The sequence below is a fragment of the Cupriavidus sp. 01L45 genome (genome assembly GCF_056399885.1).
The window spans coordinates 1-13,319 of record NZ_JBFTSG010000030.1; the positions used below are offsets into that span (position 1 = coordinate 1).

Genomic DNA, 13,319 nt, shown 5'->3' on the forward strand with positions numbered 1-13,319 from the left:
CGCCAGGTGCGCAAGGACTGCGCCGCGGTCATCCTGTACACCGCCGAGAAGGCCACCTGGATGGCCGGCGAGTCGGTGCAGATCCTGGGCGGCAACGGCTATATCAACGAATACCCGGTCGGCCGGCTGTGGCGCGACGCCAAGCTGTACGAGATCGGCGCGGGCACGTCGGAAATCCGGCGCATGCTGATCGGAAGGGAGTTGTTCTCGCAAACCATGTGATGCCGGCGCTGCATGGCGATGGCGCCCGGTCTGGCGCCGCGCCGGCCATGCCGGATTGACCGAAAGAGCACTCGCCCTGCCGCCGAACCAATTTACAATCTCCGGAACCCCCAATCGTCATCGGCCTGCGTCATGTCCCACTTCCCAAAGCTGCTGTCCTCGCAGATTGCCTATGACGTGGCCCGCACCATGCTGGACGGGTTCGACAAGCATTACCGGCTGTTCCGCGAGGTCAGCCACCAGGCCAAGGTGAAGTTCGAGGCGGCCGACTGGCAAGGCCTGCAGCAACTGCAACGCGACCGCATCGCCTTCTACAACGAGCGGGTGCGCGAAACCAGCGTGATCCTGGAAGACGAGTACGACGCCGAGAACATCGAGGACGAAATCTGGCAGCAGATCAAGCTGCACTACATCGGGCTGCTGACCAACCATCACCAGCCGGAACTGGCCGAGACCTTCTTCAACTCGGTGTGCACGCGCATCCTGCACCGTTCGTACTTCAACAACGATTTCATCTTCGTGCGCCCGGCCATCTCGACCGAGTACATCGAGAACGAGGAGTCTCCCACCAGGCCGACCTTCCGTGCCTACTATCCGGGCAGCCGCGCGGGCATGGCGGCGTGCTTCGAGCGCATCGTCCACAACTACCAGATCGAGCGTCCATTTGCCGATCTCACGCGCGATATCGGCTACGTGGTGCGCGCCGTCACCGAGTATTTCGGCGACTTCCGCATTGCGCCGAATTTCCAGATCCATGTGCTGTCGTCGCTGTTCTTCCGCAACAAGTCGGCCTTCATCATCGGCCGCATCCTGAACGCCGACCGCACCTTCCCGCTGGCGATTCCCATCGTGCACACGCCCGACGGCAAGCTGTCGCTCGACACGGTGCTGCTGAAGAAGGTGCAGCTGCTGATCCTGTTCTCCTTCACGCATTCCTACTTCATGGTGGACATGGAGATCCCGTCGGCGTACGTGACCTTCCTGCGCGACGTCATGCCGCGCAAGCCGCGCGCGGAGATCTACACCTCGCTGGGTTTGCAGAAGCAGGGCAAGAACCTGTTCTACCGGGACTTCCTGCATCACCTGCAGCATTCGTCCGACAAGTTCATCAGCGCGCCGGGCATCAAGGGCCTGGTCATGCTGGTGTTCACGCTGCCATCGTATCCCTACGTGTTCAAGGTGATCAAGGACTACTATCCGGCGCCAAAGGAGACCACGCGCGAGCTGATCAAGTCGAAGTACCAGCTGGTCAAGCAGCACGACCGCGTGGGCCGCATGGCCGATACGCTGGAGTATTCCGACGTGGCATTTCCGCTGTCGCGCTTCGACGACGCGCTGGTGCGCGAGCTGGAACTGCACGCGCCGTCGATGATCGAGTACCAGCGCGGCAAGGACGGCGGCGAGGAAATCGTCGTGCGGCACGTCTACATCGAGCGCCGCATGACGCCGCTCAATATCTGGCTGCAGGAGGGCTCCGATGCGCAGGTCGAGCACGGCATCGTGGAGTACGGCAACGCCATCAAGGAACTGATCGCCGCCAATATCTTCCCCGGCGACATGCTCTACAAGAATTTCGGCGTCACGCGCCACGGCCGCGTGGTGTTCTACGACTATGACGAGATCGAGTACATGACGGACACCAATGTCCGCCACGTGCCGCAGCCGCGCAACGAAGAGGAGGAGATGTCGGGCGAGGTCTGGTACAGCGTGGGCCGGCACGATATCTTCCCCGAGACCTACCGCAGTTTCCTGCTGGGCGACCCGCGCGTGCGCGCCGCCTTCCTGCGCCACCACAAAGATTTCTTCGATCCTGCCATGTGGCAGGGGCACAAGGACCGGCTGCTGGCCGGACAAATTCACGATTTTTATGCCTATGACGTTTCAGAACGCTTTGTCAATCGCTATGCCGCCGCAGCCTCAACCCGGGCTAAATCCGGCGACCAGCCAGAACCGGCAAGGAGAGTCGCATGAGTGACGCCATCGCCCAGCTGTTCCGCAACAATCGGGAGTGGGTCGACCGCGTGAACGCGGAGGATCCGGGTTTCTTCATGAACCTGGCAAACCAGCAGGCACCCGAGTACTTGTGGATCGGCTGCTCCGATTCACGCGTTCCGGCCAACCAGATCCTGGGGCTCGCGCCGGGCGAAGTGTTTGTCCATCGCAATATCGCCAATGTCATCGCGCACAGCGATCTCAACGCGCTCTCCGTGATCCAGTTTGCCGTGGAGTTGCTCAAGGTGCGCCACATCACGGTGGTGGGCCACTATGGGTGCAGCGGCGTCAAGGTCGCGCTCAAGCGCCAGCGCGTCGGGCTGGCAGACAACTGGCTGCGCCACGTGCGCGACGTTGCCGACAAGCACGGCGCCTACCTCGGCACCATCACCCGCGAGGAAGACGCGCACACGCGGCTGTGCGAGCTCAATGTGATCGAGCAGGTCAACAACGTGTGCCAGACCACCGTGCTGCAGGATGCCTGGGACCGTGGCCAGCCAGTCACCGTGCACGGCTGGGTCTACGGCGTGTCCGACGGCCTGCTGCGCGACCTCGGCATGGCTGCCAGCAGCAATGAGGAACTGCACGAGCAGCTCGAAGCGGCCTACCGCCAGTTCGGCGATCCGCCGCAGGCGTCGATCCGCTAAGCGCCGGCCTCGCACGCATCGGCAAGCAAAGAGAGATTCAGGAAGAGCCAACAATCGCCGCCACGTATCGCGCCAACCCGCGCCCCTAATCATTGGAGACACCCCATGCATGATCCCGTTGTCATCGTATCCGCCGCCCGCACCCCGATGGCGGCCTTCCAGGGCGAGTTCTCCGCCCTGACCGCCCCGCAACTGGGCGCCGCCGCCATCCGCGCCGCGGTGGAGCGCGCCGGCCTCAAGCCGGAGCAGATCGAGGAAGTGGTGTTCGGCTGCGTGCTGCCCGCCGGGCAGGGCCAGGCGCCTGCGCGGCAGGCAGCGCTGGGGGCAGGTCTGCCGCTGGGCGTGGGTTGCACCACCGTCAACAAGATGTGCGGCTCCGGCATGCGTGCCGCCATGACCGTGCACGACGCACTGATCGCGGGCTCGTTCGAGATYGCCATCGCCGGCGGCATGGAAAGCATGACGAATGCGCCATACCTGGTGCCCAAGGGCCGCGGCGGCTACCGCATCGGCCACGGCATGATTTTCGACCACATGATGCTGGACGGCCTGGAAGACGCCTATATCAAGGACGAGAAAGGCGGCGGCCGCTCCATGGGCACCTTTGGCGAGGACTGCGCGTCCAAGTACAACTTCACCCGCGAGGCGCAGGATGCGTTCGCCATGGAGAGCGTGCGGCGCGCACAGCAGGCGACCGAGCGCGGCGATTTCCGCTGGGAGATCGCGCCGGTGACGGTGCCTGGCCGCGGTGGCGACACTGTCATCGATACGGATGAAGGCCCGCGTCGCATCAAGGTCGACAAGATCCCCTCGCTCAAGCCGGCCTTTGCGAAGGACGGCACCATCACCGCCGCATCGTCCTCGTCGATCAACGACGGTGCCGCCGCGCTGGTGATGATGCGCGAATCCACCGCCAAGCGCCTCGGCCTGGTGCCGCTGGCCCGCTTGCTGGGTCACACCACGCATGCGCAGGCACCCGGCTGGTTTACCACCGCGCCGGTGGAAGCCATCAACAAGCTCTACCGCAAGCTCGACTGGACCACGGACAGCGTCGACCTGTTCGAGATCAACGAAGCGTTCGCCGTGGTGCCGATGGCCGCCATGCACGACCTCAAGATCCCGCGCGACAAGGTCAACATCCACGGTGGCGCCTGCGCGCTTGGCCACCCGATCGGCGCCTCGGGCGCGCGCATCATGGCCACGCTGATCGGCGCGCTGCGCAAGACCGGCGGCAAGCGCGGCGTGGCCAGCCTGTGCATCGGCGGCGGCGAAGCCACCGCGGTGGGGCTGGAGATCGTCTGAACCCGCGGTACCGCCCGCAACAGAGTGGCTGCCGCCATCGCGCGGCAGCCACACCGCAAACAACATAGAGAAAGGAGTACTGCCTTGCCAACCGCTCTCATCCTTGGTGCCTCGCGTGGCATCGGTCTCGAATTCGTGCGCCAGTACCGAGCCGATGGCTGGCGGGTACTGGCCGTCGCGCGCAGCGACGACGGCATCAAGGCCATCGAAGCGCTTGGTGCGGAGGCGTTGCGCGCCGACCTGACCGACGCGGGCCAGGTCGCCGGGCTGGGCTGGAAGCTGGACGGCGAGTCCATCGACGTAGCGATCTACAACGCCGGCGTGATCGGCCCGCGTACCGAAGGCGCGCAGCCCGTGACCCGCGAGGATTTCGACAAGGTGATGCATGTCAACGTGCTGGGGCCGATGATGGCGCTGCCGTTGCTGCTGCCGCTGGTCGAGACCGGACGTTCGGGCAAGGGCGGCGTACTGGCGGTGCTGGCCTCGCGCATGGGCAGCATCGGCACCATGGACAGCAACCGCAGCTGGCTCTACCGGGTCAGCAAGGCCGCCGCCAACGCGGCGCTCAAGGCCGCCTCGCTCGATGCGCGCCATGCCACCTGCCTGGCCTTCCATCCTGGCTGGGTGCAGACCGAGATGGGCGGCAAGGAAGCCGACCTCACGCCGCAGCAGAGCGTCTCCGGCATGCGCGCGGTGATCGCCGGCGCGACCCGGCAGGACAACGGCGGCTTTCGCAACTACGATGGCAGCGTGATCCCATGGTGAGTGCCATGGCCGATGCATCCTTCGTCACGCCCGCAGCGGCGACAACCTTGGTGAGCTGACATGCTGCTAACGCCAGAACAGGAAATGATCCGCGACGCCGTGCGCCAGTTCGCGCAGCAGGAGATCGCGCCGCACGCCGCCGCGTGGGATCGCGACAAGACCTTCCCGCATGCGGTGCACCGCGAGCTGGCCGCGCTTGGCGCGTACGGCGTGGCGGTGCCCGAGCAATACGGCGGGGCGGGGCTCGACTATCTGTCGCTCGCGCTGATCCTGGAGGAAATCGCCGCCGGCGATGGCGGCACCTCCACCGTCATCAGCGTCAACAACTGCCCGGTGTGCAGCATGTTGATGGCCTTCGCCAGCGAGGCGCAGAAGCAGCAGTGGCTGGTGCCGCTGGCGCGCGGCGAGATGCTCGGCGCCTTCTGCCTGACCGAGCCGCACGTGGGCTCGGACGCCGCGGCGCTGCGTACCAGCGCGGTGAAGGATGGCGACGACTACGTGCTCAATGGCGTCAAGCAATTCATCACCAGCGGCAAGAATGCCGATGTGGCGATCGTGCTCGCCGTGACCGACAAGGCTGCCGGCAAGCGTGGCATCAGCGCCTTCCTGGTGCCGACAACCACGCCCGGCTACATCGTGGCGCGGCTGGAGGAAAAACTCGGCCAGCATTCGTCCGATACCGCGCAGATCCTCTTCGAGGATTGCCGCGTGCCGGCCGCCAATATGCTGGGCGAGGAGGGCGCCGGCTACAAGATGGCGCTGTCCGGGCTGGAAGGCGGCCGCATCGGCATCGCCTCGCAAAGCATCGGCATGGCGCGCGCCGCCTTCGAGGCGGCCCTGGCTTACGCGAAGGAACGCGAGAGCTTCGGCCAGCCGCTGTTCGCGCACCAGGCGGTGCAGTTCCGCCTGGCCGACATGGCGACCAGGATCGRGGTGGCGCGGCAGATGGTGTGGCACGCCGCGTCGCTCAAGGATGCGGGGCGGCCCTGCCTGAAGGAAGCCGCGATGGCCAAGCTGTACGCCAGCGAGATGGCGGAGGAAGTCTGCTCGGCCGCCATCCAGGTCTTCGGCGGCTATGGTTATGTCAGCGACTTCCCGGTCGAGCGCATCTACCGCGATGTGCGCGTCTGCCAGATCTACGAAGGCACCAGCGATATCCAGAAGATACTGATCGCGCGGGCGCTGGCCTGACGCCTCGCCTGCGGATCGCGGAACCATTTCACCAATGCAGCACCGAAGTATCGAACCCAACGGCCAGACGCCAGGAGCCCCCAGACAATGACTGCTGCCATCGATTTCTACTTCGATTTTTCTTCGCCGTACGGCTATTTCGCCAGCACGCGCATCGACGAGCTGGCGCAGAAGTACGGACGCATCGTCGCATGGCATCCGATCCTGCTCGGCGTGGTCTTCAAGACCACCGGCTGCTCGCCGCTGCCGCACGTGCCGCTCAAGGGCGACTACGCGTGGCGCGATTTCGAGCGCACCGCGCGCTTCCACGATATCGAGTACAAACGCCCGACGCACTTCCCGCTGCCCACCACGCAGGCCGCGCGTGCCATGCTGTGGCTGCAGAACCATCACGGCGACGATATCGCCACCGCGTTCGCCAAGGCGGTCTATCGCGCCTTGTTCGTGGATGACATCAACATCGCCGAGCCGGCCGAACTGGTGAAGCTGGCCGAGCCGCTGGGCATCGACGCGCATGCCATGGATGCTGGCGCCAGCAGTTTCCAGATCAAGGACCAGCTCAAGGCCGAGATCGACGTGGCCATGGCCAAGGGCGTGTTCGGCTCCCCGTTCGTGATCATCGACGGCGAGCCGTTCTGGGGCTTCGACCGCTTCGACCAGATCGAGGCGCACCTCAAGAGCAAGCGCCCGACGGCGCTGCGCGCGGTGGGCAGCACGGACAGCCATACACTCGGCAACACAGACAGCAGCAAGGAAAAGAAGCCCGCATGAACCCCAGCATCAAGCCGATCCGCCATCCCCGTTTCGACTGCGTGATTTTCGACTGCGACGGCGTGCTCGTCGACAGCGAGCCCATCGTCAACCGCGTGCTCAACGAGATGCTCAACGAACTCGGCATCCGCATCTCGATCGAGGAATCCACCAAATGGTTCCTCGGCCGCGCGGTGCGCGAGGAGCTTGAGAACATCGAGCGCCGGCGCGGCGCGCCGTTGCCCGAGAACTGGCTGTCGCAATGGTTCGCGCGGCGCAATGCCGTGCTGGAGGCGGAAGTGCAAGCCGTACCGTACGTTCGCGAGGCGGTTGCCGCGATCGCCGCCGCCGGCCTGCCCGTTTGCGTGGCGTCCGGCGCCGACCGCATCAAGGTCAAGCTGCAGCTGACCCGCACCGGCCTGGTCGAGCTGTTCCAGCAGGACGAGCGCGAGCACATTTTCTCGTCCACCGAGGTCGAGCGCAGCAAGCCCGCGCCTGACGTGTATCTGCTGGCGGCGCGCACCATGAACGTGGAGCCCGCGCGCTGCGTGGTGATCGAGGATAGCCCGACGGGCGTTACCGCCGGCGTAGCCGCGGGCATGACCGTGCTCGGCTATGCCGCGCGCAATGCCGCCGAATCGCTGCTGGCGGTCGGCGCTGGCAGCATTTTCACCGATATGCGCGAGCTGCGGGGGTTGATCGGATGAAGGCGCGGGCGTCCGGCGCCGGCGGCTGTCCCTGTGGCGGCGGCGACTATGCCACCTGCTGCGGACGCTTTCATCGTGGCGAGGCGCTGCCGGGCAACGCCGAGCAGCTGATGCGTTCGCGCTATAGCGCCTATGTGCTGGGCGACGTGGATTGGCTGCGCCATACCTGGCATCCGTCCACCTGCCCGGCGGATCTCGCGCCAGATACCGGTACGCGCTGGCTCGGGCTGGCCGTCAAGGCGCATGCGCAGCAGGACGAGACGCACGCCGAGGTGGAATTCGTGGCGCGCTACAAGGTGGGCGGGCGCGCCTGGCGGCTGCACGAGCGCAGCCGCTTCGTACGCGAGCCGCGCGACGCCAGCGAGGCGCCGCGCTGGCTTTATGTGGATGGTGAAATGCTGGGGGAGAAACCATGACGGAACCGAAGACTGCCGCGGGTGCGACACCGGATGCCGACTACGTGCTGTACGGCTTCGCGCAATCCGGCAACACCTACAAGGTGGCGCTGCTGCTGGAAACGGTCGGCGTGCAGCGTGGCCGCAAGCTGTGGGCGCCGCGCTTCGTAGATTACTTCAACGGCGAGACGCACACCCCGGAGTACCGCGCCATCAACGAGATGGGCGAGGCGCCGGTGCTCGAGTTCGACGGCCGTAGACTGTCGCAATCGGGCGCCATCCTCGACGTGCTGGCGCAGCGGCTTGGCATCCATGGCCCCGCCGATGACGCCGAGCGTACCGAAGTGCTGCGCTGGCTGCTGTTCGACAACCACAAGTTCAGCTCCTATACCGCGACCTACCGCTTCCTGCGCACCTTTGCCAAGGCGCCGGACCCGGCGGTGCTGCAGTTCCTCCGGCAGCGCTGCGAAGGCGCATGGAGCGTGCTCAACGCGCATTTGTCCGGGCGCGCCCATGTGCTCGGCGAGCGGCTCACGATTGCCGATTTTTCGCTGGCCGGCTATGTCTACTTCGACGACGAGATCGGCGTGCACTGGCGCAAGGAATATCCGCATATCCACGCCTGGACCGAGCGGCTGCGCGCGCTGCCGGGCTGGCAGCATCCCTATGCGCTCCTGCCCGGCCATCCGCYGCCGAAACGGGCCGGCTGAGCGGTGGGCACGGGACAAGAGAGGCACAGGCAATCGTGAGATCGATAGCGGGGCTGGCCGTGGCGCTGGCGCTTGTGGTGGGCGGGCCTGCGCTCGCGCAGGACGCCGCGCCGGCGTCTTCACCCGTGGCGGCTGGCAAGATGGCGGAGCAAGTCGCAATGATCCCCAAGCCGGGGGTGCTGTTCTCGGTGGAGCTCGAAACCACCATCTTCAAGCCGCCCGGCGAAGGCCCTTTTCCATTGATCGTGCTCAATCACGGCAAGGCGTCGGGCAAGCCGGCATTCCAGCCGCGCGCACGCTATTCCGCCCAGAGCGCTGAATTCGTCAAGCGCGGCTATGTAGTGGCGCTGCCGATGCGCCAGGGCTTTTCCAGATCCGGCGGTGCCTATATCGGCGCGGGCTGCAATGTGGAAAGCAATGGCCTCGTGCAGGCCGAGGATGTGGTTGCCACGCTCGACTACATGGTCAAGCAGCCTTATGTCGACAAGTCGCGCATCGTTGTGATTGGCCAGTCGCACGGCGGGCTGACCACCATGGCATTCAGCACCCTTGCGTACCCCGGCGTGCTCGGCCTGGTCAATTTTGCCGGCGGGCTGCGCGATGAATCGTGCAGCCGCTGGGAGTTCAACCTGATCGATGCGTTTGGCGACTACGGCAAGCAGGCGCGCTATCCCTCGCTGTGGATGTATGGCGATAACGACAGCTACTGGCCGCAGCCGCTCCCAGAGAAGATGTTCGGCGCTTACAAGGCGCAGGCGCATGGCGCTGCCGCGAACACGCGCATGGTGGACTTCGGCACCTTCGCGGGCGATTCGCACGCCATGTTCGGCAGCCGGGCCGGCTTGCCTATCTGGCTGCCGGAAGTCGGGCGGTTTTTCAAGGAAATCGGGCTTCCTTTCGATCCCCTGCCATAAGCCGGAGCATCAGCGGGAGCATCAACAGGCTCCTGCCGGCGGAAGGTTTACCCCGACAAGCAATCCCGCTGGCGGCGCAGGGTGTGGAGATAAGGGCATGCTGGCATGGAGATGTGGCGACGATACGCCCTTCTCCCCGCTTTTTCGTTTAACGCGCTGCTAACGTGTAAATCCGGTCCTGTTTGCCAAGTGGCCGGGGAGCTCCCTACCATGACTCTCCCCAACCCGCACGCAAGTGCCGCCACGCCAGGCTCTGCCCGGCCGGGCAGGCCACCGCGCGGTCAACAAAGGAGGGTTTCCTTGGAAGACCAGTCCAATTCCGCATCCCCCGCGCCCGCCACGCTCGGCGAGCGCAGCCTGCGCGCCGTCTGGCATCCGTGCACGCCGCTGCGGCCCGATGCCGGCAAGCCGCCGCTGGCCATCGCCCGCGGCGAAGGCCCGTGGCTGCACGACACCGGCGGCCAGCGCTATTTCGACGCCACCAGCTCCTGGTGGGTCAACCTGTTCGGCCATGCCAATCCCGAGATCAACGCCGCGCTGCGCGAGCAGCTCGACACGCTGGAGCACGTGATGCTGGCCGGCTGCACGCATGCGCCCGCGGTGGAGCTTGCGGAGCGGCTGTCGGCCCTGACCGGCGGCGCGCTCGGCCATGCGTTCTATGCCAGCGACGGTGCCTCGGCTGTCGAGATCGCGCTGAAGATGAGCTTCCACTACTGGCGCAACACGGGCCTGGGCGGCAAGCGCGAATTCATCTGCCTGCGCCATGGCTACCACGGCGAGACCGTGGGCGCGCTGGCGGTGACCGACGTGGCGATCTTCCGTGATGCCTACGATCCGATGCTGATGAGCTCGCACGTGGTGATGTCGCCCGACGCGCGCCAGGCCGCGCCGGGCGAGAGCGCCGCGCAGGTGGCGCAGCGCGCGCTGGACGAGCTGGAGGCGCTGCTCCACGCGCGCGGCGGACAGATCGCGGCCCTTATCATCGAGCCGCTGGTGCAATGCGCCGCCGGCATGGCGATGCACGATCCGCTGTACCTGGAGGGCGTGCGCGCGCTGTGCGACCGCTACCGCGTGCACCTGATCGCCGACGAGATCGCGGTCGGCTGCGGCCGTACCGGCACCTTCTTCGCCTGGGAGCAGGCGCGCGGCGCCGGCGATGCGCCGGGCGCGCCGTTGCCGGCGCACCTCTGGCCCGATTTCCTGTGCCTGTCCAAGGGCATCAGCGGCGGCTACCTGCCGCTCTCGCTGGTGCTCTCGCGCAGCGCGATCCAGCAGGCCTTCGTTGCGGACGCCGGGGACCCGGACCGCGCCCGCAGTTTCCTGCACTCGCATTCCTACACGGGCAACCCGCTCGCCTGCCGCGCGGCGCTGGCCACGCTGGACCTGTTCGCGCGGCAGGACGTGATCGCGCAAAACCGCCAGCGCGCCCGGTGGCTCACGCAAGCCATGGCGGGACTGGCAGCGGATGCGCGGCTGCAGCATGTGCGCCAGCGCGGGCTGATCTGGGCCGCCGACGTGCGCGAGGAATATGCCGCGAATGCTGGTGAATTCTCCGCGCGTTTCCATCATGCCGCGCGCGCGCACGGCGTATTGATCCGTCCGATCGGCCGCACGCTCTACGTGATGCCGCCGTATGTGTTCGACGCCGACATGGCGCACTGGCTGGCCGGCCGCCTGCAGGCCACGCTCGACGCGGTGCTGGCCGGCGGCCTCGACAAGAACGAAAGCGCCGGCAACGATGCCGGCGCCACCAGGGAGATTCGCCATGTTGCTTGAGCACCTGACCCTCGCCGCCGCCGAGCGTGACGCAAAGGCGCTGACGCGCCGCCGCCGCACTGCGTATTCCGCCTGCGCTCCGCACCAGGCCGTGAGCGACGCCTGCGGCGACGAAATGCACTCCTTGCTCACCTTTTGCAGCAACGACTACCTGGGCCTGGCCAACCATCCCGCGCTGATCGCGGCGATGGCGGACGGCGCGCGCCAGTTCGGCGCGGGCAGCGGGGCGTCCCATCTGGTGAGCGGCCACTCGCTGGCGCACCACCGGCTCGAGAGCGAACTGGCGGAGTGGTACGCGCCGCATATCCCGCACGCGCGCGCACTGTATTTCTGCACCGGCTACATGGCCAATATGGCGGTGCTGACCGCGCTGGGCAGCGCCGATGCCACGCTCTTCTGCGAGGAACTCAACCATGCTTCGCTGATCGACGGCGCCCGGCTCGCGCGTGCCGAAGTCCGCCGCTATGCCCATCGTGACGTGGCCGGGCTGGAGGGGTTGCTGACCGCCAGCAGCAGCCCGCTCAAGCTGATCGTTACCGACAGCGTGTTCAGTATGGACGGCGATCTCGCCCCGCTGACCGAGCTGCTGGCCCTGGCCGAGCGCCACGACGCCTGGATCATCGTCGACGATGCGCATGGCTTCGGCGTGCTGGGCGAACAAGGGCGCGGCGTGCTCGAGCACCTGGGCCTGACTTCGCCGCGGTTCATCTATATCGGCACGCTGGGCAAGGCCGCCGGCGTGGCGGGCGCCTTCGTGGCCGCGCACGAGACCATCATCGACCACCTGGTCAATACCGCGCGGCAGTACATCTACACCACGGCCGCGCCGCCGGCGGTGGCGCACGCCTTGTCCGCCAGCCTGGCGCTGATCGCCGGGGATGAAGGGCGGCAACGCCGCGTGCAGCTCGGTACGCTGATCCGCACGCTGCGGGGCGGGCTGGCCGAGCTGACCCGCGCCGCGGGCTGGCGCCTGGGTGAGAGCACCACGGCGATCCAGCCGGTGATCGTGGGCGACAACGTAGCCGCACTGGCGTTGTCCGCGGCGCTGGAGGCCGACGGTATCCGCGTGGGCGCGATCCGTCCGCCCACCGTGCCGGTGGGTACGGCCCGCTTGCGCATCACGCTATCGGCCTCGCACACCCTGGCCGATGTGGATCGCCTGCTGGCCAGCCTGCGCAGCGTGGTGCCGCACATGGAGGCGTCATGAGCGAGCGTGCCGCCATCGCCTGCTTTGTCACGGGCACCGACACGGGCGTCGGCAAGACGCACGCCAGCGCCACCTTGCTGCACGCGCTGCGCGCCGCCGGCTACCGCGCGGTTGGCATGAAGCCGGTAGCGAGCGGCAGCGAGTGGCGCGGCGACCATTGGCATAACGACGACGTGGCGCAGCTGCGTGCCGCCAGCGCGCTGGCCGTGCCGCAGGCGCTGACCTGTCCCTTCCTGTTGCGCACGCCGGCATCGCCGCACCTCGCCGCCGCCATCGAAGGCGCCCGCATCACGCGCGAGCCGATCMGTGCCGCCTTTGCCGCGCTGCGGGCGCAGGCCGATGCGGTGGTGGTGGAAGGCGTCGGCGGCTTTCGCGTGCCGCTCGACGGGGCGCCGCCGGAAGAGGGCGGCTGGGATACCGCCGACCTCGCCGTGATGCTCGGCCTGCCGGTGCTGCTGGTGGTGGGCATCCGCCTTGGCTGCATCAGCCATGCGCTGCTGACCGCCGAAGCCGTGCGCGCGCGCGGCCTGCACCTGGCCGGCTGGATCGCCAACCGCATCGACCCGGCCATGGATCTCGCCGACGAGAACATCGACACACTGCGTGCCGCGCTGGATGCCCCGCACCTGGGCACGCTGCCGTGGCAGRCCGCGCCCGCCGATGCCGCCGGGCAGCTCGCGCTGGCGCCGCTGCTGGCCGCCTGCCATGCGCGGTCCGCGGTCGCCGCCGCCTGAACGCGCG

14 protein-coding genes are annotated in these 13,319 nt (G+C 67.0%); all 14 read left to right on the top strand.

Annotation, left to right across the window (positions count from 1 at the left end; genetic code table 11):
* Window positions 1–222, top strand: a 222-nt coding sequence (locus AC1DT6_RS20610; protein WP_477111534.1) for an acyl-CoA dehydrogenase family protein, incomplete at its 5' end; no start/stop codon positions are given.
* Between the two features lie 132 nt (window positions 223–354).
* Window positions 355–2,193, top strand: coding sequence for a bifunctional isocitrate dehydrogenase kinase/phosphatase (aceK, locus tag AC1DT6_RS20615; protein ID WP_441636625.1), 1,839 nt, complete (start codon window positions 355–357; stop codon window positions 2,191–2,193).
* Entirely contained in the window at window positions 2,190–2,861 is a 672-nt protein-coding gene (gene can / locus AC1DT6_RS20620) for a carbonate dehydratase (protein WP_441636627.1), read from the top strand. The genes aceK and can overlap by 4 nt, the downstream gene beginning before the upstream one ends.
* A 105-nt stretch (window positions 2,862–2,966) precedes the next feature.
* A complete protein-coding gene (locus AC1DT6_RS20625) occupies window positions 2,967–4,163 on the top strand; it encodes an acetyl-CoA C-acetyltransferase (protein WP_477103451.1) in 1,197 nt (398 codons plus the stop codon).
* 84 nt (window positions 4,164–4,247) lie between these two features.
* Window positions 4,248–4,928: an SDR family oxidoreductase gene (locus tag AC1DT6_RS20630; RefSeq protein WP_045236239.1), complete on the top strand. Its 681-nt coding sequence runs from the start codon at window positions 4,248–4,250 to the stop codon at window positions 4,926–4,928.
* Between the two features lie 60 nt (window positions 4,929–4,988).
* Entirely contained in the window at window positions 4,989–6,119 is a 1,131-nt protein-coding gene (locus tag AC1DT6_RS20635) for an acyl-CoA dehydrogenase family protein (RefSeq protein WP_477114837.1), read from the top strand.
* Between the two features lie 87 nt (window positions 6,120–6,206).
* Window positions 6,207–6,890 carry a 2-hydroxychromene-2-carboxylate isomerase gene (locus tag AC1DT6_RS20640; RefSeq protein WP_441636633.1) on the top strand — a complete coding sequence of 228 codons (684 nt, stop codon included), beginning with the start codon at window positions 6,207–6,209 and terminating at the stop codon, window positions 6,888–6,890.
* The gene (locus AC1DT6_RS20645) at window positions 6,887–7,576 is read left to right on the top strand and encodes an HAD family hydrolase (protein WP_441636635.1); all 690 of its coding nucleotides are present in this window, start codon (window positions 6,887–6,889) and stop codon (window positions 7,574–7,576) included. Before AC1DT6_RS20640 ends, AC1DT6_RS20645 begins: the two co-directional genes overlap by 4 nt.
* Complete coding sequence (locus tag AC1DT6_RS20650) at window positions 7,573–7,992, top strand: YchJ family metal-binding protein (protein ID WP_441636637.1); 420 nt, start codon at window positions 7,573–7,575, stop codon at window positions 7,990–7,992. The genes AC1DT6_RS20645 and AC1DT6_RS20650 overlap by 4 nt, the downstream gene beginning before the upstream one ends.
* Window positions 7,989–8,681: a glutathione S-transferase family protein gene (locus AC1DT6_RS20655; protein ID WP_477114838.1), complete on the top strand. Its 693-nt coding sequence runs from the start codon at window positions 7,989–7,991 to the stop codon at window positions 8,679–8,681. Before AC1DT6_RS20650 ends, AC1DT6_RS20655 begins: the two co-directional genes overlap by 4 nt.
* Window positions 8,682–8,725: 44 nt before the next feature.
* Window positions 8,726–9,595, top strand: coding sequence for a dienelactone hydrolase family protein (locus AC1DT6_RS20660; RefSeq protein ID WP_441636647.1), 870 nt, complete (start codon window positions 8,726–8,728; stop codon window positions 9,593–9,595).
* Window positions 9,596–9,895: 300 nt separating this feature from the next.
* Window positions 9,896–11,371, top strand: a complete 1,476-nt coding sequence (gene bioA, locus AC1DT6_RS20665) for an adenosylmethionine--8-amino-7-oxononanoate transaminase (protein ID WP_441636641.1) — start codon at window positions 9,896–9,898, stop codon at window positions 11,369–11,371.
* Window positions 11,361–12,578: an 8-amino-7-oxononanoate synthase gene (gene bioF / locus AC1DT6_RS20670; protein WP_441636643.1), complete on the top strand. Its 1,218-nt coding sequence runs from the start codon at window positions 11,361–11,363 to the stop codon at window positions 12,576–12,578. The genes bioA and bioF overlap by 11 nt, the downstream gene beginning before the upstream one ends.
* Window positions 12,575–13,312, top strand: a complete 738-nt coding sequence (gene bioD / locus AC1DT6_RS20675) for a dethiobiotin synthase (protein ID WP_477114839.1) — start codon at window positions 12,575–12,577, stop codon at window positions 13,310–13,312. The genes bioF and bioD overlap by 4 nt, the downstream gene beginning before the upstream one ends.
* Window positions 13,313–13,319 lie beyond the last annotated feature (7 nt).

Bases quoted from the DNA above. Each gene is read 5' to 3' on its own strand.
- aceK (WP_441636625.1), top strand. From the start codon at position 355: ATGTCCCACTTCCCAAAGCTGCTGTCCTCGCAGATTGCCTATGACGTG.
- can (WP_441636627.1), top strand. From the start codon at position 2,190: ATGAGTGACGCCATCGCCCAGCTGTTCCGCAACAATCGGGAGTGGGTC.
- AC1DT6_RS20650 (WP_441636637.1), top strand. From the start codon at position 7,573: ATGAAGGCGCGGGCGTCCGGCGCCGGCGGCTGTCCCTGTGGCGGCGGC.
- AC1DT6_RS20640 (WP_441636633.1), top strand. From the start codon at position 6,207: ATGACTGCTGCCATCGATTTCTACTTCGATTTTTCTTCGCCGTACGGC.
- bioF (WP_441636643.1), top strand. From the start codon at position 11,361: ATGTTGCTTGAGCACCTGACCCTCGCCGCCGCCGAGCGTGACGCAAAG.
- AC1DT6_RS20645 (WP_441636635.1), top strand. From the start codon at position 6,887: ATGAACCCCAGCATCAAGCCGATCCGCCATCCCCGTTTCGACTGCGTG.